The organism is Variimorphobacter sp. HTMS_6 (assembly GCF_059717775.1).
Genome location: NZ_AP046094.1, coordinates 3293758 through 3317985, shown reverse-complemented (window position 1 = coordinate 3317985; position 24228 = coordinate 3293758). Strand labels below are relative to the sequence as shown.

General features: G+C 37.7%; 21 protein-coding genes and 7 tRNA genes. 22 read left to right on the top strand and 6 right to left on the bottom strand.

Annotation, left to right across the window (positions count from 1 at the left end; genetic code table 11):
* Window positions 1-56 precede the first annotated feature (56 nt).
* Window positions 57-977, bottom strand: a complete 921-nt coding sequence (locus tag AC6IWN_RS14995) for an alpha/beta fold hydrolase (protein ID WP_497988341.1) — start codon at window positions 975-977, stop codon at window positions 57-59.
* Between the two features lie 241 nt (window positions 978-1218).
* Here AC6IWN_RS14995 and AC6IWN_RS14990 point away from each other — a divergent pair, with 241 nt between their 5' ends.
* The 11 genes from AC6IWN_RS14990 to AC6IWN_RS14940 all read left to right on the top strand — a co-directional run bounded on the left by AC6IWN_RS14990 (window position 1219) and on the right by AC6IWN_RS14940 (window position 6118).
* Window positions 1219-2427, top strand: a complete 1209-nt coding sequence (locus tag AC6IWN_RS14990) for an N-acetylmuramoyl-L-alanine amidase family protein (protein ID WP_497988340.1) — start codon at window positions 1219-1221, stop codon at window positions 2425-2427.
* A 41-nt stretch (window positions 2428-2468) separates the two neighbouring features.
* Window positions 2469-3062, top strand: a complete 594-nt coding sequence (locus AC6IWN_RS14985; protein ID WP_497988338.1) for an XTP/dITP diphosphatase — start codon at window positions 2469-2471, stop codon at window positions 3060-3062.
* 17 nt (window positions 3063-3079) lie between these two features.
* Complete coding sequence (locus AC6IWN_RS14980) at window positions 3080-3565, top strand: metallophosphoesterase family protein (RefSeq protein ID WP_497988336.1); 486 nt, start codon at window positions 3080-3082, stop codon at window positions 3563-3565.
* Window positions 3566-3813: 248 nt separating this feature from the next.
* Window positions 3814-3888, top strand: a tRNA-Pro gene (locus tag AC6IWN_RS14975).
* A 95-nt stretch (window positions 3889-3983) separates the two neighbouring features.
* Window positions 3984-4054, top strand: a tRNA-Gly gene (locus tag AC6IWN_RS14970).
* Window positions 4055-4089: 35 nt separating this feature from the next.
* Window positions 4090-4163, top strand: a tRNA-Arg gene (locus AC6IWN_RS14965).
* Window positions 4164-4196: 33 nt separating this feature from the next.
* Window positions 4197-4270: transfer RNA gene (locus AC6IWN_RS14960), tRNA-His, on the top strand.
* A 73-nt stretch (window positions 4271-4343) separates the two neighbouring features.
* A tRNA-Gln gene (locus tag AC6IWN_RS14955) sits at window positions 4344-4415 on the top strand.
* 3 nt (window positions 4416-4418) lie between these two features.
* Window positions 4419-4491, top strand: a tRNA-Lys gene (locus AC6IWN_RS14950).
* Between the two features lie 17 nt (window positions 4492-4508).
* Window positions 4509-4588 (top strand) — tRNA-Leu (locus tag AC6IWN_RS14945).
* Window positions 4589-4786: 198 nt separating this feature from the next.
* A complete protein-coding gene (locus AC6IWN_RS14940; RefSeq protein WP_497988334.1) occupies window positions 4787-6118 on the top strand; it encodes a hemolysin family protein in 1332 nt (443 codons plus the stop codon).
* A 206-nt stretch (window positions 6119-6324) separates the two neighbouring features.
* Here AC6IWN_RS14940 and AC6IWN_RS14935 read toward each other — a convergent pair whose 3' ends face one another.
* Window positions 6325-6951: a DedA family protein gene (locus tag AC6IWN_RS14935; protein WP_497988332.1), complete on the bottom strand. Its 627-nt coding sequence runs from the start codon at window positions 6949-6951 to the stop codon at window positions 6325-6327.
* Window positions 6952-7216: 265 nt separating this feature from the next.
* Between AC6IWN_RS14935 and AC6IWN_RS14930 the strand changes: the two genes are divergently transcribed.
* Window positions 7217-8911, top strand: coding sequence for a collagen-binding domain-containing protein (locus AC6IWN_RS14930; protein WP_497988330.1), 1695 nt, complete (start codon window positions 7217-7219; stop codon window positions 8909-8911).
* Window positions 8912-9159: 248 nt separating this feature from the next.
* Window positions 9160-9714 (top strand): DJ-1 family glyoxalase III, encoded by a 555-nt coding sequence (locus tag AC6IWN_RS14925; protein ID WP_497988328.1) that lies wholly within the window; start codon window positions 9160-9162, stop codon window positions 9712-9714.
* 192 nt (window positions 9715-9906) lie between these two features.
* On the opposite strand, the gene AC6IWN_RS14920 is transcribed toward AC6IWN_RS14925, so the two are convergent.
* Window positions 9907-11253, bottom strand: a complete 1347-nt coding sequence (locus AC6IWN_RS14920; RefSeq protein ID WP_497988326.1) for an alanine/glycine:cation symporter family protein — start codon at window positions 11251-11253, stop codon at window positions 9907-9909.
* Window positions 11254-11614: 361 nt separating this feature from the next.
* Here AC6IWN_RS14920 and AC6IWN_RS14915 point away from each other — a divergent pair, with 361 nt between their 5' ends.
* The 6 genes from AC6IWN_RS14915 (at window position 11615) to yihA (ending at window position 17788) form a co-directional block, all read left to right on the top strand.
* Window positions 11615-11818 carry an alpha/beta-type small acid-soluble spore protein gene (locus AC6IWN_RS14915; protein ID WP_497988324.1) on the top strand — a complete coding sequence of 68 codons (204 nt, stop codon included), beginning with the start codon at window positions 11615-11617 and terminating at the stop codon, window positions 11816-11818.
* A gap of 299 nt (window positions 11819-12117) precedes the next feature.
* Complete coding sequence (gene glmM / locus AC6IWN_RS14910; protein ID WP_497988322.1) at window positions 12118-13461, top strand: phosphoglucosamine mutase; 1344 nt, start codon at window positions 12118-12120, stop codon at window positions 13459-13461.
* Window positions 13462-13752: 291 nt separating this feature from the next.
* Window positions 13753-15039, top strand: a complete 1287-nt coding sequence (gene tig, locus AC6IWN_RS14905) for a trigger factor (RefSeq protein WP_497988321.1) — start codon at window positions 13753-13755, stop codon at window positions 15037-15039.
* 111 nt (window positions 15040-15150) lie between these two features.
* Window positions 15151-15732, top strand: coding sequence for an ATP-dependent Clp endopeptidase proteolytic subunit ClpP (clpP, locus tag AC6IWN_RS14900; RefSeq protein ID WP_497988319.1), 582 nt, complete (start codon window positions 15151-15153; stop codon window positions 15730-15732).
* 79 nt (window positions 15733-15811) lie between these two features.
* Complete coding sequence (gene clpX / locus AC6IWN_RS14895) at window positions 15812-17107, top strand: ATP-dependent Clp protease ATP-binding subunit ClpX (protein ID WP_497988317.1); 1296 nt, start codon at window positions 15812-15814, stop codon at window positions 17105-17107.
* A gap of 69 nt (window positions 17108-17176) precedes the next feature.
* A complete protein-coding gene (gene yihA, locus AC6IWN_RS14890) occupies window positions 17177-17788 on the top strand; it encodes a ribosome biogenesis GTP-binding protein YihA/YsxC (protein WP_497988315.1) in 612 nt (203 codons plus the stop codon).
* Between the two features lie 47 nt (window positions 17789-17835).
* On the opposite strand, the gene AC6IWN_RS14885 is transcribed toward yihA, so the two are convergent.
* Genes AC6IWN_RS14885 through AC6IWN_RS14875 form a run of 3 tightly spaced genes read right to left on the bottom strand, consistent with a single transcriptional unit; the run spans window position 17836 to window position 20515 of the window.
* Window positions 17836-18360, bottom strand: a complete 525-nt coding sequence (locus AC6IWN_RS14885; protein ID WP_497988313.1) for a DUF4364 family protein — start codon at window positions 18358-18360, stop codon at window positions 17836-17838.
* Window positions 18361-18396: 36 nt separating this feature from the next.
* A complete protein-coding gene (gene mnmL / locus AC6IWN_RS14880; RefSeq protein WP_497988311.1) occupies window positions 18397-19350 on the bottom strand; it encodes a tRNA modification radical SAM protein MnmL/YtqA in 954 nt (317 codons plus the stop codon).
* A gap of 10 nt (window positions 19351-19360) precedes the next feature.
* Complete coding sequence (locus tag AC6IWN_RS14875; protein WP_497988309.1) at window positions 19361-20515, bottom strand: NAD(P)-dependent malic enzyme; 1155 nt, start codon at window positions 20513-20515, stop codon at window positions 19361-19363.
* A gap of 281 nt (window positions 20516-20796) precedes the next feature.
* On the opposite strand from AC6IWN_RS14875, the gene rho reads away from it, so the two are divergent.
* The 3 genes from rho to AC6IWN_RS14860 all read left to right on the top strand — a co-directional run bounded on the left by rho (window position 20797) and on the right by AC6IWN_RS14860 (window position 24190).
* Complete coding sequence (rho, locus tag AC6IWN_RS14870) at window positions 20797-22260, top strand: transcription termination factor Rho (protein ID WP_497988307.1); 1464 nt, start codon at window positions 20797-20799, stop codon at window positions 22258-22260.
* A gap of 131 nt (window positions 22261-22391) precedes the next feature.
* The gene (gene rpmE, locus AC6IWN_RS14865) at window positions 22392-22598 is read left to right on the top strand and encodes a 50S ribosomal protein L31 (RefSeq protein ID WP_497988305.1); all 207 of its coding nucleotides are present in this window, start codon (window positions 22392-22394) and stop codon (window positions 22596-22598) included.
* Between the two features lie 230 nt (window positions 22599-22828).
* Window positions 22829-24190, top strand: coding sequence for a DUF1385 domain-containing protein (locus tag AC6IWN_RS14860; RefSeq protein WP_497988303.1), 1362 nt, complete (start codon window positions 22829-22831; stop codon window positions 24188-24190).
* Window positions 24191-24228 lie beyond the last annotated feature (38 nt).

Here is a 24228-nt window from a genome sequence, read left to right as displayed (position 1 = left end):
AAATCAAAGAAAATACTCATTGATTTGCTACAGCAATTTTTTTTAACAGTATAAAATCACATATGTTTTGTCATCCATGCATTGATATCAGAATATACTTCATCACGATTTAGTTCATTGAGAATCTCGTGCCTGCAGTTTGGATATAATTTTGAATCAACCTGATTAAACCCAAGCTCTTTCAATACAGTAAGAAATTTTTTGATTTCTTTCGCGTAGCAACTAACGGCATCTTTTTCACCGCTGATAATATAGAGAGGGAGGTTTTTATCAGTCTTAGGTATCAGATTAGTATTAGTGGAATTGAGAACGAGTGTCAGCAGATCCTTGTAAAATGATGTAGAGCAAACGAATCCACAGTATGGATCATGAATATAGGCGCCTACAATTGGATTACTACGTGTAAGCCAATCAAAAACCGTTCTTTGTGAGTGAGCAGTATAATACTTGTTACCAAACATAAGGTTATTTATAAACGGTGTTAATTTTTTAGGACCCTTAAGTAATCGCAGTGTGGATGCAAGAACGTAAGCGGGGTAAACCATTAATTTTGAAGGAAACATTGTACCAGATAGGATTACTCCGTTATATCGATCATAACATTGAATTACATTACGAGCGACTAGAGATCCCATACTATGGCCGAGCAGATATAATTTATCACATCGATTATGCTGTTCAATGTATTTTGAAACTGTAATCGCATCCTGAATGATAAGTTCATACCCATTATCTGAAGCAATAAATCCAAGTTCATACAATCGTAGCTCCTTACCATGGCCACGTTGATCGTATATAAAAACATCGTAGCCGGCTGAGGTAAGATAAGCAGCAAAGTGCTTATAGCGCTTTTTGTGCTCTGCCATACCATGTAGAATTAATACACTTGCCCTTGGCTTCTCAGGGCATTGATATTGCGTTAAATTTGTATTAGTACCGTCCCCCTGCTTGACCTGGATGTGAATAACGTCACCCATACTCCCTATCTCCTTTGTTTATAAAATTATAAATGTAGAATCTATGCCAATATTATATAGATAATATTGGAAAAAAGCAAGAAAGTTATAGTCAATTAGTGCTAAAAAGGCAAAAAATTATCTTACAAATTTTAAAATATTGTTGAGAATATTGATTAATTATTATATAATTTATACAATATTATAGTATTTTGTAGAATAATGGCATTTTCCGATAAATATTAATCTATGGGGGTGTTAAATGGATACGTCATTGCTAAAGAAAACAGCGATACAATGTCTCGCATTAATGACAGCAGTAATTACATTTTCGTATTCTCTAAAACAATACCAGACAATAACAATACAGGCGAGCGGACAGACAACACAGGATATAGAGAATAATATAAATTTTGATGATCCATGGAATCAGTTGAATATAAATTCGGAGATGCTAAACAATAATTTATCCGATACTCAACCTTTAGAGATCCGACATGAAAAGAATGTGAAAGAAAAACTGGGGTTAAATTATCTTGTAATAAAAAAACCGGAAGGAAAAGATCTTAGCTTACAGTTTGATGATCTATACATAAACCAAAGTATTCGTATAAGGATATCCGGAATCATATCGAATCAGATGACAGATAATATGATAACACGGGTAAGAGGTAGTCAAAGCTTTGTAGGAAAGCCGATTAAACCTACTAAGGAAGAATTGGATTCAAAAGCTAAGAATGGTGATATCTGCTCTGCAATCAATATTACCTCTACACAGGATAATAATCTTTCTAATACGGATAATATTTTATTGAAACTTGATAAAGTTTATGCTTATATTGTTTATGAGGATGAAGATAATTATTATATAGATCTTCGAAAGCCCTCCGAGGTATATGATAAAATACTTGTAGTTGATGCAGGCCACGGTGGAAAAGATGTTGGAGCCAGCTCAAAAAACAAACAGTATTTTGAAAAGAATATAAATCTTGCTATAATAAAGGAATTAAAAGAACTTTTGGATAAAGAGAAAAGCATTAAGATATATTATACACGTACCGATGATAGTACGGTATATCTCAGACCGCGTAGTACGCTTGCTAACAATGTTGATTGTGATTATTTCATCAGTGTACATTGCAACGCAAATGTGGAAGCTTATCCAAACGGGACAGAAGTTCTCTATACGGATCATAAGAATAAGGGAGTAAAGAATGCAGATTTAGCAAATTTATTTTCAAATACGGTAGCAAGTAAGATACCTCTCAAACAGCGTGGTATTGTGAAAAAACAAGATGATGATGTTTATATTATGGACAAAGCAAAGGTACCTATGATATTAATTGAAATAGGGTATCTGACAAACACCAATGATATGAATTATATAACCAAGCAGAGTAATAGAAAGGAGATTGCGAAAGGCATTTATGACGGTATTATAAAAGCCTATAAGCAGCTTCCTGTTAAATAATATTAAGAAAGCAGCACTAGAATCGGCGGAATGGATTTATTATGAAGAAGATTATATTTGCAACCTCGAATGAAGGTAAGATGAAAGAGATCAGGGAATTACTTAACGGTTTAGATATTGAACTACTTTCCCTTAAAGATGCCGGATTAAATCCGGATATTGATGAGAATGGTACAACATTTGAAGAAAACGCAGTTATCAAAGCGAAAGCGGTATTAGAATTAACAGGTACGATTGTATTAGCAGATGATTCCGGCTTAGAAGTGGATTATATGGACAAAGCACCGGGTGTATACTCCGCAAGATTCATGGGAGAGGACACTTCCTATGATATTAAGAACCAGTATATTATTGACCAGCTAAAATCAGCTTCTGAAGAGGAAAGAAGTGCAAGGTTTGTATGTGTTATTGCTTGTGCATTTCCTAATGGGGAGGTTATTACGAAAAGAGCCACGATAGAAGGCTTTATCAGCGATACAATATGCGGTGAGAATGGATTTGGCTATGATCCAATCTTCTATGTGCCACAGTACCAATGTACGACTGCACAGATGCAGTCTGATCAAAAGAACGAGATTAGTCATCGTGGGAAAGCCTTAAGAGCTATGAAAGAAGAACTTATTAAACATTTATAAGAAATGGAAGAGTTGGCATGAAGATTTTGATTGTTAGTGATACTCATGGCAAGAATGAATACTTGTTAAAAACAATAGAGCGTGTATCACCGATAGACTTATTAATCCATCTGGGTGATTTTGAAGGCGGAGAAGAATACATTAAATCAATAGCAAATTGCCCGGTAGAAATGGTGTCCGGTAATAATGATTTTTTCGCCGACATGCCGAGAGAAGTTATTATGAGGATCGGTAAATATACTGTTTTGCTGACGCATGGTCACCGTTATAGCGTAAATTATGGAACAACTCATCTGCTAGAGACTGCTCAAAAGAACCATGTAAATATTGCTATGTTTGGCCATACTCATGTACCTATGATCGATTTATCACAGGACGTATGGCTGATCAATCCGGGTAGTTTGGCACTACCTAGACAGCATGGGAGGAAGCATACCTTTATCATCATGGAGGTTGATGATAACGGTGATGCCCACTTTAGTTTGAATAGTTTACCAGAATAAGATGTGCAGAATCCATACTGTGGAATTGTGTACACAATTATTGGAAACACTCTAAATTTTGTAAAATATTTAAAAAATTAAAAAAGTTATAAAAAGTTGTTGACAATACCTTTTCTCTATTATATAATAAATCTTGCGTCACGGCAGAAACGACTTAAAGATGTTGAAAAAGCTGGTGAGGGATAAGCATAAATCATTAGACAGTCGATAGCAATTGATTGCGTTATGACTAAACAAAAAGATTTTCTCGGGGTGTAGCGCAGCTTGGCTAGCGCGCTTGATTTGGGATCAAGAGGTCGCAGGTTCGAATCCTGTCACCCCGACTGGGAACTTCCCAATTATGTGAAGCAACATTCACTTGATATTAACTGCATAATTTAACATGTTGTAACGCAAAATAATTAAATAGTAATTATATGCGGGTGTAGTTCAATGGTAGAACACTAGCCTTCCAAGCTAGATACGTGGGTTCGATTCCCATCACCCGCTTGATATTTGATATTTTATCAATATCGCATCATAATGTGCTAGTAGCTCAGTTGGATAGAGCAATGGCCTTCTAAGCCATGTGTCGGGGGTTCGAATCCCTTCTGGCACATTTTTCATCTCTACAGATGAGAATGTTTTTATGGTGGGTATAGCGCAGTTGGTTAGCGCGCCAGATTGTGGCTCTGGAGGCCAAGGGTTCGAATCCCTTTATCCACCTTATATTATATTCCTAGAAAAGTCTGAGAAGACTTTTCGTTTTCAATAAAAAGGAATGTAAGATATAATAAATTGGGCTATCGCCAAGCGGTAAGGCACAGGACTTTGACTCCTGCACTCGATGGTTCAAATCCATCTAGCCCAGTAAGGGATATTAGCTCAGTTGGTAGAGCACATGACTTTTAATCATGGTGTCCCGGGTTCGAATCCCGGATGTCTCATTTGTAACACAATATTAGCGGATGTGGCGGAATTGGCAGACGCGCCAGATTTAGGTTCTGGTTCGAGAGAGTGGGGGTTCAAGTCCCTTCATCCGCAGCAAAAAGGCATTTGAAACATAAGTTTCAAATGCCTTTTTCATTGTGAAGAAGAATTTTAAATATTAGGTTTATGGAAAATTCATAATAAATGTTTGGAATAAATAAAATAACTATGCTATACTATTTGCTATAATATTTTAGGATATAATAATTTACAATGTCTATAATAATAGACGTAAAAATGGAGGATTTAAGAATGGATGACCCTGACACTGCTAATATGCTTGGTGAGATTATGATTTTGGTAATTTTAACCTTAATTAATGCCTTTTTCTCATGTGCTGAGATGGCTATGGTATCCGCAAACAAAAGTAAAATCAAAAGGTTAGCGGAAGAAGGTAATAAGCGAGCTAAGTTAGTACTCAAATTTAATGATGAACCGACCAAATTCTTGTCTACAATACAAGTAGCAATTACGCTTGCCGGCTTCTTCTCAAGTGCATCTGCCGCCTCGGGACTTTCCAGTCCGTTCGCAGAATGGCTAAAAACAAATAATATTCCTTATGCCGGTCAAATCTCTTTGGTAGTGGTAACTCTAATCCTATCATACTTTACATTAGTATTTGGTGAGTTGGTTCCGAAAAAGATTGCATTACAAAAACCGGAAGCAATTAGTATGTTTTGTGTTAAGCCTATTAAAGCGGTATCAAAGGTTGCCTACCCTTTTATAAAGTTGTTGACCTTCTCAACAAATATTGTTACAATGCCGTTCGGTATTAAGGAAGGAAATACGGAAGAGATTCTATCTAGGGAAGAATTGATTTCATTAGTAAATGAAGGACAGGCTCACGGTGTCTTAAATAAAAAAGAAAAAGAAATGATCAACTCTATTATGGAATTTGATGAAACCATTGCAAAGGAGATTATGACTCCTAGAATTAATGTATTTGCAATTGATTTATCAGCGCCAAAGGAAGAATACCTAGAAGAATTGATGAAAACAAAATATATGCGAATTCCGGTGTATGAAGAAGAGATTGACAATGTAATCGGTATCCTCTACTTAAAGGATTTCTTAAAAGAAGTAGTAAAAGTAGGTTATAAGAATGTAAATGTCAGAAGCATTATGAAGAGACCTTATCTGGTGCCGGAAAGTAAAATCATTAAGGATTTGTTCCGTGAATTACAACAATCAAAGAAGCATATTGCTGTATTGATTGATGAGTATGGTGGCTTTGCCGGAATTGTAACGATGGAGGATTTGGTAGAAGAAGTAATGGGTGATATTGAAGATGAATATGATCCTACCTCCTTTAAGATTAAAAAGTTGGATGACTCCACCTATCTGATTGATGGTATGACTACGATTGATGAACTGAATGCGAAACTGGATCTGGATCTATATTCAGAGAATTATGATACAATATCCGGTTATCTAATCGATCATATGGGTTCTATCCCTCAGGAGCATGATGAGAGTACAATTGAAATTGCGCATATGGTATTTAAATTAGAAAGTGTTAAGAATAAACGTATTGATAAAGTGAAGCTCTACATCGGGGTAAAACAAGAAGAGGAAGAAGACTAATAATAAGGGTATTTTCGTAATGTGAATATGCATGCGAAAATACCCTTATATTAATTCTATGAGAAAATACATTTTAATAACTGAATTTTAATTCGTCTAAGTGTTTTTAAATTGAATGTTTACTCATAAATGATAACTATTATATTGAAAAACTCTTATCAAGTCAGGTGTTTCTTGATTTGATAAGAGTTTACATATGCTTATTATTAATTAGCTTTATCTTTTTTACGATAACGGATATATAATATTACAATAACAACTGCGACTACTGCTAATACACCAATAGTTATTGTCTGATATACACCTACACCAGCTACAATTTTCTCCCAAGAGTTACCTGCAAGAACACCTAGATTCACAAGTACAATATTCCAAATCAGAGAACCCAATGTAGTTAAAAATAGAAATATACTAAATTTCATATTGGCCATGCCTGCCGGAATAGAAATTAAGCTTCTTACAACCGGAACACAACGACATAGAAAAACGGTCTTTTTACCGTGCTTGTTGAACCAATCACATGCTTTAAATACATCTTCCTTTTTAAAGTGTAGAATATGCCCGATTTTGCCGTCGAGTATTTTGCCTAGTCGTTCGGCTGAGAGGATACGTCCTACTCCATACAGAATTATCGCACCAACTACAGAACCAATGGTTGCTGCGATTACAACACCAAACACATTAAGGTTTGATTTTGGTTGTGTAGTTAAAACGCCGCCAAAGGTTAAGATTACCTCAGAAGGGATTGGCGGAAATAAATTTTCAATAGCAATTAATAATGAAATACCGAGATAGCCGAATTTATTCATTATTTCAATTATCCATTCCTGCATAACTTAGTCCTTTCTTTTTGATCCGGTATTGATGACCGGATAATTCCGTTCCAAAAATCAATAAATCATTTCGTAAGATGAATGGAACAAGTTCCATTATACTATAGGATATACAAAAAACCTAGCGAAATAATTGTGAACAAATGGATACTGCTTTGATATTTTTGTTTCTTATAAAAAAGCCTGCACGATTATTTTTTAGGTGAATAAACTGAATAGAGAATATTGGATATTTGAGATTCATAGCGTTTTTAAGGAGGAAACAATGTATCAATATCACAATAATGATTTTGCAGGGTTACCTTATGATGATTTGACCTGGTATGATGTAAATGGCCAGCCATTTGGGATTGCATCTTACTTTAATTCTATAATACTTGGAGATGCTTCAAATATTGTAGATACACAAGGAGCAATGGCGGTTGGTGGAAATTTTACAAGTTCCAGAGGACTTAGTCTTGGATACGGAAAGGATAGAAAGCTGGCGGGAACCGGTTATAGCCCTGATTTTGTTCGTTTTTTAGTTGGAGGAGATGTCGCAATGCAGGGGCCATTAGTTGTGATTGGCCATGTTGTTGGAGGCAAGGACTTTAGAGCCGCAAGAGGCAGCACGTATATGATCGGAAAAGATGGCTCCCCTAACCAAGCGCAGCAACTATCAGATTTATATCATGCGGATGGAGGAAGTAAATACTGGAGTTTAAGTGACAGAGGTACGCACTATGCGGTATCCAGTTATGATGTTCCGCGTTATATTCCGGCATCTAGAGTTAATGCAAATTTAGATGAATTTTTTAAAGATGCAAGAGAAAGCTTTTCAACATTTATGAATTGCTTGACTGACTTACAGCCAAACGGTACGGTAACTCAAAGATATTCAACATTAATTCTTCAGGGAAATGATCCGAATCAAAATGTATTTCAGATTGACGTTTCTCCAAATGGGATTTTGGATAAAGAACTTCGTCTGGAAATTCCAGATAACAGCTTGGCTATTATAAGATTGAAAACCGGTAACAACGCCTATATCAGAGCGGGATTATTCGGGAATGAAGCAGATGCAACGCATACACTTTATGTATTCGAGGATGCAAATCATATCTATATGGAAAAGCCTACACAAATATGGGGAAGTATATTTGCACCACAGGCAAAATATCATGCAAATCAATCCGGTGGAACTGTATCCGGAAACGCTGCGTTAGGATCACTTGAGGTCAATAATACCAGTGGTTTTGAGTTTCATTTGTATCCATTTGTTGGCGGAGTAGTATGTAACACGACACAAACTCTACCGGAACAGGTGGAAGAGCAGCCGGTACAAGAAGCACCGGTACAGGAAGAGCAGCCAGTACAAGAAGCTCCTGCACAGGAAGAGCAGCCAGTACAAGAAGCTCCCACACAAGTGGAACCGGCGCATGAGGAGGTCCCTCCTACACCGACGCCAGCACCGGCACCGAGGCCAGCGGTGAAGCCGAGGCCTACTCCAAGACCGAAACCGACACCTAAGCCAATTGTAATACCTATTCCAATGCCGGTGAAGGAAGAGTGCCCGCAATGTCCAACTCCTGAGCCTTGTCCTCCATGTCCTACTATGGTGCAACCAATCCCGATTCCGATTCCTATACCAGTGCCGGAGGAGAAACAATGTAATGACTGTCTAATTAAACCTGGTACAATATTTGGTTGTATATGGGGGTGCAGCTGCGGTCACAATCATGAGTGGGAGTTAAAGCTGTATAAGTCCTGTGGGGACAATCGATTTTTGATTGACTGTAAGATAGTTTCGGATTGCGGATGCTTTAAATTTAATGTTCCATATGACGATTTTTATCTCTTGGTGGTATGTCCTGTTCGTTCCAGTAATCGTAGATGCTGCCGTGGGAATCGAAACAGATTATCTTGTAAGCCGATGATAACTTTAAAGAATGTAGGAGTGGCAAACTTAATGATGGAATAGATATCATTTAAAAAACATGACAGATAAATGAGTAATTAATTTATATAATTCTTGAAGTTGGCCCAAGTCATTGTCATTCTTAAAGAGTAATTATTGTGCATGTAATTTATAGCAGATGATATTCTATAGGATATGATTGATTTGTACCAACTTCTTTTGTGTATCCTAATAATGATACAAGCTTTACGGATTGATTTACAAGGATAAGAATAATATAATGAAGAAAAAGATACGAGAGGAGTTTGGCGATGGCAAAGGTTTATTTGTTTCTGGCAAATGGATATGAAGAGATAGAAGGATTAACGGTAGTTGATTTATTACGTAGGGTGAACATTGAAACAGTGATGGTATCGATAACTGGAGAAATCTATGTTACCGGTGCCCATAATATCGTTACAAAAGCAGATGTAGTATTTGAGGACAGCAAATTTGATGATGCGGACATGCTGGTATTACCGGGCGGAATGCCGGGAACGAAGCACTTACTGGAACATAAGGGCTTGGATCGCTTGTTGAAAGAATTTCATAGTAACGGTAAGAACTTAGCTGCGATCTGTGCGGCTCCAAAGGTATTAGGTACGAAGGGAATCCTAAGAGGGTTAAAGGCCACCTGTTTTCCGGGTAATGAAGAGTCATTAGAGGGTGCGATTGTAACAGGGGATGATGTGGTGGAGGATCGTAATGTCATTACATCCAAGGCTATGGGAACCGCCATCGATTTTTCCCTGGCAATCATTCGGAAGTTGTTTGGAGAGGAAGAGGCAAGTAAAGTTGCAGAAACCATCTATTATGCACATTATTAATAAATCTACGTGGTGATGCAAAATAAATAATTATAAGAATAATGTTATATTGTCATAATGCACTGTTTGGAAGACAATGCTTATAATTTTGTATTTCGAAGGCGAACTATTATGTACGACTACGAAATACAAAATATAAACGATATCCTTCCAACCTGTGTGTGAGGCAAATAAGATTGTTCCTAATTAGAATTATTTATTTTGCAGCTTTCGCTTTCGAACATAGTCCTTTGGTGCGATGATTTTCTTCCGCAACAAGAATAGACATAGAAGATTAGGAATAGCCATAAAGGCATTGACGAGGTCTGTCATTTCCCACACTAATTCCAACGACATGATGGAACCGACAAAAATCATAACGATATAACAGAGGCGGTAGGTATTGATTCCGGATTTTCCGAAGAGATATTCTACTGCCTTTTCTCCGAAATAGGACCATCCAATTAAGGTGGCAACCGCAAATGCAATTAGTGACATTCCCAATATGATATTTCCATAGGGAAGAGAATTAAATGCAGCCGTCGTTAGCTCACCAAAAGAATATCCCTTTACAGAGTTCGGATTTTTTAATAAGTTTGATACAATAACTAAGCCGGTAATAGCGCACATTACAACTGTGTCCCAGAAGGTTGCACTCATTGATATCAATGCCTGCCTGGATGGATGGGAGGTTTTAGCACCGGCAGCTGCGATGGCAGCAGAGCCAAGTCCTGCCTCATTCGTAAATAGCCCTCGTGCGATTCCGTACCTTGCAGCCGATTTAAGAGTATTGCCGATAAAGCCTCCCGCTACAGCAGCCGGTAGTTGGGTGGATACGAATGCGGATTTAAATATTAGGATAATGGAAGGTAGGATATACTGGAGATTGATTATGAGAAGTACGAAGCATCCTAAAATATAGAATATACCCATCGTGGGAACCAATTTACTGCATATTTTGCCAATAGAGCCGACTCCTCCAACGATAACTAAGCCAACGATGACGGCTACTACCATTCCAACTCCGTATTCAGGTAGATTCCAAAGGCTCTTTGTTGTTTCGGTGACAGCACGAGCCTGGGTAGAACAACCAACGCCATAGGATGCTATCAGTGTAAATATACAGAATAAAACCGCCAACCATTTTTTATGTAAGCCGTACTCGAGGGCATACATTGGTCCTCCGAGATAGGTACCGTCCTCTGTTTTCTTACGGTATAAAACACCCAAGAAGCATTCTGCGTAAGTGGTAGCCATTCCAAGAATTCCGGTTAGCCAGCACCAGAATATCGCACCGGGTCCGCCAAGGGCAACCGCAGTAGAGATGCCGACGATATTGCCGGTTCCTATCGTTGCAGCTAAGAGTGCTGTTAGAGATGCAAATCCACTCAGATCCCCTTCTGCTGATTTGTCTGGTTTGACAGATAATTTGATCGCTTTACCTATATGCTTTTGCACTCCGCGTAAATGAACCGTGAAGTAGATATGGGTTCCAAACAGTAATAGTGGCATGGGAATTCCCCACAGAAAATTATTTAAAAGCTTTAACGTTTCAATCAAACAAAAACCTCCTGTACTACTGTCCTTTCTATGTATATGAAGGAAGGTGGAAAAGTAGTATCAAGTAGTACACAATAGAAATTAAAATAGCGTAATAAGTAATATATTTAAATTAATTGAAATTCAATGAATAAAATAGATATTTTAATATAAAATAATACATTATTATCGATGTATTGAAATGGAATAGTAAACAGAAATTACCATTATAATATTTCCCTCTCCTGTTAACAATAAGATTACAGGCAATACAAAACAAGATCACTCGCGGTGATAATACTTAATAAGTAATCGCTGAACCTACAATAAGTTGATTTTGTACTTGATTGCTTTGATTAAAACAAAACGGAGGTGAAACAGTATGGCAAGTAATAATAGTTCTTCAGTTCCTCAGGCAAAAGAAGCTCTTAACCGTTATAAAATGGAGATCGCTAATGAAATCGGCGTTCCGTTAAAACAAGGTTATAATGGTGATTTAACAAGCAAACAGAATGGTTCTGTAGGTGGAGAAATGGTTAAACGTATGATCCAACAGCAGGAACAACAGATGTCTGGTGGTAAATAATCCATTAAAATGAAACGTATTGCCAAAAAGGCGTGATACAAATGAATAAAGCATCACTGATAATAGCCGAAGTAAGGCATTTGTCAGTGATGCTTTCATTTTTATTGATATTATTTCTTATGAAGATTGAAATCGGTTGTATGAACATTTGGTTAATAAATTGAAAATGATATTTCCAAATGGATAAAACATATGTTAAAATAAATTTTTATAGGGGCAATGAAGCCTCAATTAATACATGAGTCACGTGAATATTGGCATATATTTATATATATTATGAAAGGATGGACTTAAAACAGATGGGGAAATATTTTGGAACGGATGGTTTTCGCGGGGAAGCGAATAAAGATTTGACTGTAGAGCATGCCTATAAAGTAGGTAGATTTTTAGGACATTATTATGGAAAGGACCACAAAGCAAATATAGTAATTGGCAAAGATACAAGAAGGTCAAGCTATATGTTTGAATATTCCCTTGTTGCAGGTTTAACAGCAAGTGGTGCTGATGTATATCTGCTACATGTAACGACCACTCCAAGCGTATCCTATGTAGTACGCAGTGAAGGTTTTGACTGTGGTATTATGATATCAGCGAGTCACAATGCTTTTTATGATAATGGGATAAAGATTATAAATGGTAATGGATATAAGCTAGAAGCAGAGATTGAGAATCAGATTGAGGCGTATATTGACGGTGAAGAAGATACCTTACCATTTGCAACTCGTGAGAATATCGGTAGAACAGTGGATTACGCAATCGGTAGAAACCGTTATATCGGTTATCTGATATCATTGGCGACTAGATCCTTTAAGGATAAAAAAGTTGGACTTGATTTGGCGAACGGCTCAGCGACAACGGTAGCGAAGGGTGTGTTCGATGCATTGGGAGCCAAAACATTTGTACTTCACAGTGAGCCAAATGGTACGAATATTAATGAGAAATGTGGATCCACACATATTGGAGATTTGCAGAAATTTGTTTTGGATCATAATTTAGATGTAGGATTTGCTTTTGATGGAGATGCGGACAGATGTTTAGCGGTCGATGATAAGGGTCATATTATAGACGGTGATTTGATTATGTATTTGTGCGGTGTATACATGAAGAACCGTAATGAACTGGCGAATAATACGATCGTAACTACAGTAATGTCTAACTTAGGCTTGTATAAGGCATTAGACAATAAAGGAATAGCATATGCAAAAACTGCAGTTGGTGACAAATATGTGTTTGAAAATATGATGACAAACGGTCATGCCTTGGGGGGTGAACAATCTGGCCACATTATATTTAGTAAACATGCAACAACTGGTGACGGTATACTGACTTCACTAAAATTAATGGAAGTAATGTTAGAGAGCAAAGCCCCTCTTTCAGAGCTGCTTAAAGAGATTAAGATATATCCTCAGCTATTAGAAAATGTTAAGGTTAATGATAAAAAGGCGGTTAAAATGGACGCCAAGGTAATTGATATCATCAAAATAGTGGAGAATGAGTTAGGATCAGAAGGTCGCATCCTCGTTAGGGAGAGCGGTACCGAGCAACTAATCAGAGTTATGGTAGAGGCTAGTTCACAAGAAATCTGCAGGCAGCAGGTGGATAGAGTCGTAGATGTAATTAAGAGCCAAGGATATGTAGGTTAATAGAATTATCTGTAATACCATATTATTGTTTAGTGATATTATTAAGAATAGAATGATTTATCCTATATTTTCACTAAAATTAAATATGGTATTTACAGATAGAGGATGTTATTATATACTATGTTCAAACTGCCTATTAAAGTGGTGGAATGTACTTTTTTATATGGAGTGTATAGAAATGCCCATAATTGGTAAAAAGTAAAGTACATAATTAAGGGAGGTTAATGCTCCTTACAATATCCAAGAAAACAGGGAGGATACTTCTCTCAAGAATACAGGAGGAATTACAAAATGAGTTTAAAGGTTGAAAAGTTAGAAAAGAATATGGCAAAGCTTACAATAGAGGCTTCCGCTGAGGATTTTGACAAAGCTTTAGAAAAAGCTTATCAAAAAAACAAAGGTAAAATGAATGTACAGGGCTTCCGTAAAGGTAAAGCACCTCGTGCAATCATCGAGAAGATGTATGGCGTTGGCGTATTCTACGAGGATGCAGCAAACGAGTTAATCCCAGAGGCATATGAGAAGGCAGCAAACGAAAGCGGTTTAGATATCGTATCTAGACCTGACATTGATGTTGTACAGATCGAAAAAGGACAAAACTTCATCTTTACAGCAGAGGTAGCATTAAAGCCAGAGGTTACTTTAGGTGAATACAAGGGTATCGCTGTAGAGAAGAAAGAAGCAGAAGTAACAGAAGAAGAGATTTTAGCACGTATTGAAAAAGAGCGTGAGCAGAATTCTAGAACAATTACTGTAGATGACAGAGCAGTGCAAAATGATGATATCACTCTAATTGACTTTGAAGGATTTGTAGATGGTGTTGCATTTGAAGGTGGAAAAGGAGAAGATTATTCCCTTACAATCGGTTCCCATTCCTTTATCGATACATTTGAAGAACAGTTAATTGGCAAGAATATTGGTGAAGAGTTAGAAGTGAATGTTACTTTCCCTGCAGAATATCACGCTGCTGAGTTAGCCGGAAAGCCTGCTTTATTCAAGGTTAAGATCAAAGAGATCAAAGTAAAAGAACTTCCTGAATTAGATGATGATTTCGCTCAGGATGTATCTGAATTTAATACTTTGGATGAATACAAAGAAAGTATCAAGGCTACAATTAAGGAAAGTAAAGAAAATGAATTAAAAGTTGCGAAAGAAAATGAGATCATCGAAAAAATCATCGAAGGTGCAACAATGGATATTCCTGAGCCAATGATTGAGTCTCAGGTTAACCAGATGGCAGATGAATTTGCTCAGAGAATGCAGTCCCAAGGTCTTTCCATTCAACAGTACTTCCAGTTTACCGGAATGGATCCTCAGAAGTTCATCGCTGACTTAAAGCCACAGGCAGTGAAACGTATCGAGAGCAGATTAGTACTTGATGCAATCGTTAAAGCTGAGAACATCGAAGTAAGTGATGAAGAGCTTGATAAAGAGCTTACAGAGATGGCATCCAGATACCAGATGGAAGCAGACAAGTTATTAGAGTTAATCGGCGAGAAGGAAAAAGAGCAAATTAAATCAGATATTGCAGTTCAAAAAGCTGTTGATTTTGTTGTTGAACAGTCGAAAGAAGCATAAACTATATTGTTGAACCAATTGATCAAATGAGTTTATTGATGATGTTATTTCTATATATTATATAACATGATACTATTGGAGACAGAATGTAGATAAGGAGGGTAAATATAGATGAGTTTAGTACCTTATGTCATTGAGCAAACCAGTCGTGGAGAAAGAAGCTACGATATTTATTCAAGATTATTAAAGGAAAGAATTATTTTCCTTGGAGAAGAAGTGAACGATGTAACAGCCAGCTTGATCGTAGCTCAGTTGTTATTCCTTGAGTCAGAAGATCCGGGTAAGGATATTAATTTCTACATTAACAGTCCGGGCGGTTCTGTAACTGCAGGTATGGCAATCTATGATACCATGAATTATATTAAATGTGACGTATCCACCATTTGTATTGGTATGGCTGCAAGTATGGGAGCATTCCTGCTTTCCGGCGGAACAAAGGGTAAGAGATTTGCGCTTCCGAATGCAGAAGTTATGATTCACCAACCTTCGGGTGGTGCCAGAGGCCAGGCAACTGATATCAAAATTGTAGCGGATAACATCCTTAAGACCAGAAGAAAACTGAATGAAATATTAGCTAAAAACACCGGTAAACCGGTAGAAGTAATTGAAGTTGATACAGAGAGAGATAACTATATGAGTGCGGAAGAAGCACGTGATTATGGTATCATCGATGGTATTTTAACCAACAGATAATATAACTTCATGCATAATTTATATGCCAAGGGCATGGGGTTTCATTAATCTATCACGTAGAAAACGAGGTGATTAGGTAGTGGCAGGAAAAGTAGATGACAGAAAACAGCTGAGATGTTCCTTTTGTAATAAGACACAGGATCAGGTCAGAAAATTAATCGCAGGTCCGGGCGTATATATTTGTGATGAATGTATCGAGATTTGCAGTGAGATCATCGAAGAGGAATTTGATGGAGATACTGTGATCAATTCGGATATTAACCTGTTAAAGCCTGCAGAGATTAAAGCTTTTCTAGATCAACATGTTGTTGGTCAGGAGGAAGCAAAAAAGGTTCTTGCAGTTGCTGTATATAACCATTACAAAAGAGTGCTCGCTGAAAAGGATTTAGATGTTGAGCTACAGAAGAGTAATATATTAATGATAGGTCCTACCGGTTCCGGTAAGACATATTTAGCTCAAACACTGGCGAAGCTATTAAATGTTCCTTTTGCCATAGCAGATGCCACTGCGTTAACCGAAGCTGGATATGTTGGTGAGGACGTAGAAAACATTCTACTGAAAATTATTCAGGCAGCAGAATTTGATATTGAACGTGCCCAGTTCGGCATTATCTATATCGATGAGATTGATAAGATTACAAGAAAATCGGAAAACACCTCAATAACCAGAGACGTGTCCGGTGAAGGTGTGCAACAGGCACTGCTCAAGATCTTAGAGGGAACAGTAGCATCCGTTCCACCGCAGGGCGGAAGAAAGCATCCTCATCAGGAATTTATCCAGATCGACACGACAAACATCTTGTTTATCTGTGGTGGAGCATTTGATGGACTTGAAAAGATTATTGAAGGCCGTATCGGACAGAAGTCGATTGGCTTTAATGCTCAGATTATTGAAAAGAATAAGACCAACGTAGGAGAGCTCTTCAAGCAGGCAATGCCACAGGATTTAATTAAATTTGGATTAATTCCTGAATTTGTAGGTCGTGTTCCTGCAACGGTTGCACTTGATATGTTGGATGAAGCAGCACTGGTCAGAATTCTTACAGAGCCAAAGAATGCTATTACAAAGCAGTATAAGAAACTGTTTGAGCTTGACGGAGTAGAACTTGAGCTTGAACCGGGGGCTCTTGAGGAAATTGCGAAGCAATCCTTTGAAAGAAAGATCGGTGCAAGAGGTCTTCGTGCAATCATGGAATCGGTTATGATGGATTCTATGTATAGCATACCTTCTGACCCGAAAGCGGTTAAGTGTATCATCACCAAAGAATCAGTGAAAGGTGAGGAAAAGCCGAAGGTAATCATTACTGATGAGAATGTTGCCAGAAAGCAGATCGCAAAACGTAGTTCAAAAAAAAGTAAAGATGAGATAGCATAAACGAAAAGGGGATATTACAAAACGTAAGTTTTGCAGCATCCCCTTGTTCATGTAAGAATGGAGTACAATATGATAATTAAAAGTGCTAATTTGGAGACGGTGTGCGGTATCACGAGTACTTTACCGGAGAATGAGAAACCGGAGATTGCATTTGCCGGCAAGTCTAATGTAGGAAAGTCCTCATTAATCAATGCTCTTATGAATCGTAAATCGCTAGCTCGAACATCTTCACAACCCGGTAAAACGCAGACCATAAATTTTTATAATATCAATGATGAATTATATTATGTGGATCTTCCGGGTTATGGATATGCGAAAGTTTCGGTGGCAATTAAAGAGAAGTGGGGAAAGATGATTGAGCGATATCTAAAGAATTCCACACAGTTAAAGGCAGTTTTTCTGCTGATCGACATCAGACATGAGCCCAATGCGAACGATAGAAGTATGTATGACTGGATTGTTTATCAAGGTTTTACACCCATTATTATCGCAACAAAGCTGGATAAAATTAATCGTAGCCAGAAGGATAAGCAAATTAAATTAATACGCGAAACACTTAAGGTTGCTCCGGGTACAAAAATACTGCCCTTTTCTTCGCTATCGAAGCAGGGCAGGGATGAAATCTGGGATTGTATTGAAGAAGTTTCTGGGTTGAAATCTACGGATACACCAGTAGAATAGCAACCTTAACTTTAAAAATATCATATGGTAGAGAAGAAGCTTTGACATTATTTGCTTTCCAGCAAGGTATTCATCAGGTAAGCATAGATATCAGAGCTTTTTTCTTTCCAGTTATTACAAAGGTGAACCGCCTCTTCTTCGGTCGTAACAGATAAAGTTAAATCAATAATGGAAGCCTCGTTCTCGATTACACTTAAATGAGCAGCATATTCACCTTTTTTTACTTGGTAGAATTCTGCCGGAGTGGAAATCTCGGCTTGCAATTGGTACTTATTTTGCGTTAGATAAGCTTCGATATCTTCCTTGATTCCTGGGGAAATCATATTATCAAAAAATACAAGTGTCTGTGAACCACTCTCCGTGATTCTGTACAGAGTACTGTTTCTGATTGTTTTTGTTGATATGAAAGAATCATCAATTAATTCTGAAATTGCTCGTTGAATGTTGAAATAATTCGTATATTCTTTTTCCAATATAAATGAAGTTAACTGGGCATTCGACAATGGAAAGCTCACTCTGCTAAGAATATAAAGGATCATTAGTTTATATAACATAAAAGTATCAGATTGCATGGTTACCTCCTAGTACTCTAATTATTCTGCCGGGTTTTAAGTCATGCTATCGAGCTGTAATGGATACTTCTTTCCCTGATAATGATTTCCTTCTTTCATTTTTTGATGAATACGGTTTAAAACCAATTTCTTATTTGCGCTCCATAGTGGGGCAAGTAACAGCTGTTTTGGCCCGTCACCGGTGATACGGTGAATTACTATATCTGGTGGAAGAAGTTCAATACAGGTAATTACGAGATCAATATAATTCTCCATGGATAAGGTGTCTGCAAATGCACCTTGTTCATACATTCTTCCTAAATCGGTACCCTTAAGTACGTGAAGCAGCTGAAGCTTGACTCCTTGTACCTTGAGCATGGAGATATATTCCATGGTCTTTAACATATCATGTTTTGTTTCCTTTGGCAAGCCTAGAATCGTATGAACAATAACGGTGATACCACACTCCGATAAACGCCCAACCTGATGTTCAAATACGGGTAAGGCATATCCTCTGCGTATCATTTCTGCACTTTTTTCATGAATCGTCTGCAAACCCAACTCAATCCAAACCGGCTTTATTTGGTTCAATTCCCGTAATAGAGAAAGAACATCTTCATTAATGCAATCAGGTCGGGTAGCAATAGAGAGAATGACAATATCCGGCTCGGAGATGGCTTCCATATATAGATTACGAAGGTAATCGATTGGTGCATAGGTATTGGTATAAGCTTGAAAATATGCAATATATTTGGCGTCAGCAGGATTTTTAATCTTAGAAATTACCTTCTTCTTCGCCTCATCAATTTGATCTTTGATTGATCTGCTTGGAGAGGAAGCAAAATCTCCGGAACCACCTTCACTACAGAAGATGCATCCTCTTGTATCTAGTGTGCCATCCCTGTTTGGACAGCTCATACCACCATTTAAGGATAGTTTATAGATCTTTTGTCCGAATTGTTTCTTTAGTTCATAATCAAGTGAATGATAGGGTTTTTGATCCCACATCATAGGGAATCCTCTACTTTCTAATGAAAGCTTTAACTGCCTCGCTTACCAGGTCACTTACACGAGGATCAAAAGGCTGTGGCATGATATTGTCTTCGTTAAGATCCTGCTCATCAACTAAACCGGCAATTGCGGTGGCTGCTGCAAGCTTCATTTCTTCCGTAATCTGTGTAGCTCTGCCTTCTAAAGCACCTTTAAATATACCGGGGAAAGCAACAACATTATTTACCTGATTCGGGAAATCGGAGCGACCCGTTGCAACGACCTTTGCACCGGCCTGTTTTGCAATATCCGGCATAATCTCAGGTACCGGGTTTGCCATAGCAAAGATAATAGCATCCTTATTCATCGAAGTGACCATCTCAGGAGTAACGATATTTGGTGCGGAAACTCCGACAAATAAGTCTGCTCCTACTAAAGCATCTGCTAGGGTGCCATTTTTATTCTCCAGATTTGTTACCTTTAGCATGTCTGTTTGCATCCAGTTTAAATTTGGGTAATCCCCAGAGATAATTCCATGAATATCACACAGAGTAAGATGACGGAATCCATAGGATAATAATAACTTGGAGATAGCAATACCTGCTGACCCGGCTCCGTTCACAACAATCTTACAATCTTCCTTCTTTTTGCCTGTTACCTTTATTGCATTGATTGCACCGGCAAGTACTACGATTGCTGTACCGTGCTGGTCATCATGAAAGACAGGAATATCTAAAAGTTCCTTCAATCTGTCTTCGATTTCAAAACATCTAGGAGCGGAGATGTCCTCCAAATTTATTCCGCCAAAAGCAGGGGCAATATTTACGATTGTTTTAATAATTTCATCGGTATCTTGAGTGTCCAGACAGATGGGAACCGCATTTACACCTCCGAATTCCTTGAACAGCACTGCTTTTCCTTCCATAACCGGCATCGCTGCATAAGGGCCAATATTACCTAATCCAAGTACCGCGCTACCGTCTGAGATTACTGCGATTGTATTTGCTTTCATTGTATATTGATAAGCGGTTTCTTTATCCTTTGCAATTACCTTACAAGGTTCTGCAACTCCGGGTGTATAAGCCACTGCTAAATCTTCTCTTGATTTTACTTCGCATTTGGAAGTGGTCTCGATTTTGCCACACCACTCTTCATGTTTTTTTAACGCTAGTTCATTAATATTCATGTTTTCCTCCATCATGGTAAATCGTTAAAATAATCATAGCACTATAAAAATCTTAAATCAAGCAAAATGCTAGTCCCACTAAGTATAATAACGCATGCTAATTATAAGTCGAAGTTATAAATAATTCACATGGAAGAAAATACTTCCCTTTCTTCCAAGCATGATGTATAATGAGAAGCATAGTCAAGGATTATCTATGGATATTTTCTAAATAATTTTCTAAATCATCTCTATATCACATTCCGTAAGAGAATCCAATTAAAATCAAAGGAGCGAAATATATGGGTAATCAGTATGATTCGTTGACTCTTGTACACTTGAGAGAACTAGCAAAAGAAAAAGGATTAAAAAATATTACTACATTAAAGAAAAGTGAATTAATTGAGAGTTTACTGAGATTGGATTCGGAGAGTAGCGTTGAAGTAGTGCAGAATGTAGAGAAAAAGCAACCTACTGTTAAACCGGTTGAAGTTAATCAACCTGTGACTAGAATACCGGAAGTGAAGATGAGTGAAGGAAATCAGGAAAGTTTAAAACAGGAGCCGGCTGATTTATTACCCGGCAAAGAGGAGAGAAAGGTGGCTCCCACACAACATAACGAGATGGAGCAATTGGATAGCGGTGAGACAAAGGTAGGTATTTTAGAGGTACTGCCTGATGGTTATGGATTCATCCGCTGTGATAATTACCTTCCGGGCGAGAATGACGTATATGTATCCCCAGCTCAAATCCGCCGTTTTAATCTGAAAACAGGTGATATCGTAGCAGGTAATACTAGAGTGAAAAGCCAGAATGAAAAATTCAGTGCTTTATTATATATTAAATCAGTAAATGGATTTCATCCGAATGAAGCGCAAAAGCGTAAGAGATTTGAAGATTTGACCCCAATATTCCCGAACAATCGAATTCATTTGGAAACACCGGGTAGCGGTGTCTCGATGAGGATGGTGGATCTGATCTCTCCAATTGGTAAGGGACAAAGAGGAATGATCGTATCCCAACCGAAGGCAGGTAAGACAACTCTTTTAAAGCAGATTGCAAAAGCAGTAACAACAAACCATCCGGATATGAAGCTTATTATCCTGTTGATTGATGAACGTCCAGAGGAAGTTACTGATATTAAGGAATCAATTGAAGGTAAGAATGTTGAGGTAATCTATTCGACTTTTGATGAGCTCCCGGACAATCATAAGAGAGTATCTGAAATGGTAATCGAACGAGCAAAGAGACTTGTGGAACATAAACAAGAGGTTATAATTCTACTTGATAGTATTACACGTCTTGCCAGAGCATACAATTTGACAGTACAGCCAAGTGGTAGAACCTTGTCCGGTGGTTTGGATCCAGCGGCACTTCATATGCCTAAGAAATTCTTTGGTGCAGCGAGAAATATGCGTGAGGGTGGTAGCTTAACAATTCTTGCTACTGCTTTAGTCGAGACAGGCAGTAGAATGGATGATGTTGTATTTGAAGAATTCAAGGGAACCGGTAATATGGAGCTTGTTCTTGATCGAAGCTTATCTGAAAAACGTATCTTTCCTGCAATTGATCTTCAAAGATCCAGTACCAGAAGAGATGATCTTCTCTTGACACAGCCGGAGATGGAAGCAACCTATCTGATGCGAAAAGCGTTAGGCGGGATGAAATCGGATGAGGCGCTGGAACGAATTATTGATATGTTCTTTCGGACAAAGACGAATAATGAATTTATAGAAATAATTAAAAAGACGAAAATCGTTGGATAGCTCCAGTTTTTAGGTATTGCATACTTAATAAACCTATGCTATAATTTAAAAGCTGTTTATTAGATTGGAATTATTATAATAATATTATCATAATATCTAGTCGTATTTTTCGAATGTGAAGAGGTGAAAACATGAAAGAAGGAATCCATCCCAAATATCATCAGGCTAAAGTTGTATGCAACTGCGGTAACGAATTTGTAACAGGATCCACAAAGGAAGACATCCACGTAGAAATTTGTTCTAAGTGTCACTCTTTCTACACAGGTCAGCAGAAGGCTGCTACTGCTCGTGGTGCAATCGATAAGTTCAACCGTAAGTATGGTTTAGGTGATAAATAGTAGAAGCTATTCTGTTCTACATTATAAGCTTGATAATTTAGATGCTGTATTTAATACAACATTATACGAATCAAATGGATACATTAAAAATCGGGTTGAGGTTTACTCCTCAGCCTATTTTTAAATATTTACAAAAGCGAAATGTATTTTGGGAATGTTTACTAAGCTGTAAGCAAAAAACAGGCAAGGACTGATAAGTACTTGTGATTGAGAAAGGTTCAGGTGAAAAAATGAAACCATCAGGCATTGGGGGCATGGCTGTTATGGAAGGCGTTATGATGAAGAACAAAGAAGCATACGCCGTAGCAGTCCGTAAGCCGAATAATGAAATAGTAGTTGAAAAGAATACCCATAAAGATATCTCTAACAAATTACAATTATTTAAGCTTCCGGTCTTCCGTGGAATACTGGCTTTTGTTGACTCCTTGGTACTGGGCGTAAAAGTGCTTAATTTTTCTGCCAGCTTCTTTGAAGAAGAGGAGAAGAAGGACGGTAAGTCAGGTAAGAAGGGTACAAAAAAGCCAAAGGTGGAGGAGCTTAATATAGAAGAAATATCCGCTACTAATATGGATGGTGTTGACCTGAGCACAGATGACAGTAAGGAAGATAAAGCGAATGCCTTAATGATGGTATTTGCAGTACTGTTTTCAATTGTTATCTCAATCGCTCTTTTTATGGTTCTTCCGGTTTTATTATCAGATATATTCAAGCATTTTATTAAAAACTATGCTTTGATTAATTTAATAGAAGGCATTATTCGTTTTGGAATCTTTATCGGATATGTATATTTGGCTTCCAGAATGAATGAAATCAAAAGAGTTTTTATGTATCATGGTGCAGAACATAAAGCAATAAATTGTATCGAACAGGGGTATGAGCTTACTGTTGAGAATGTAAGACGTCAATCCAAAGTGCACAAACGTTGTGGTACTAGCTTTACTTTACTTGTAATCCTGATCAGTTTAGTATTCTTTATGTTAATCCCGACAGGTGATTTATTGATTAAAGTAATATCTCGAGTGGTATTCGTTCCTTTTATAGCAGGATTCTCCTATGAAATTATTCGTTTAGCAGGCAGAAGCGAAAACAAAGCGGTAGAAATCATAAGTAAACCGGGATTGTGGATGCAGGCATTAACAACAAAGGAACCGGATGACTCTATGATTGAGGTAGCAATTAAATCAGTGGATGCGGTATTTGACTGGAAAACCTTTGTGAATAAGAGTGCTGTGGAACTACAAACCGAAGAAGCTGCAGCCATTGTTGAGAAGGAAGAGCAAGTAGCGGAAGAGGAGTTCGTAATCGAGGATGTGAAAGCTACCGAGAAGGTTGCTGTAAAGCCTAAAAAGGCAAAGAAAACAGCAGAGCCGGAAGTGAATGAATCTGAGACAGCGAAAACGGAACTAGAGGAAGAAACCCCTATCACTAAGAAGCCTGCAAGTAGTAAAAGCAAGACTAAGAATGAAAACCCGGTTAATAGCAATCCTTTAAATAGAACAATACCGATAACAAAGCCCTCAAAAGACGAGGAAGAGGATGATGAGATATTAAAAGCCTTGGACAAATTCTTTGATGAGGATTCTGTTAAGTAGCGGGTGTAGCGTAAGTTTGACTTATCGGTAAGAGGAAT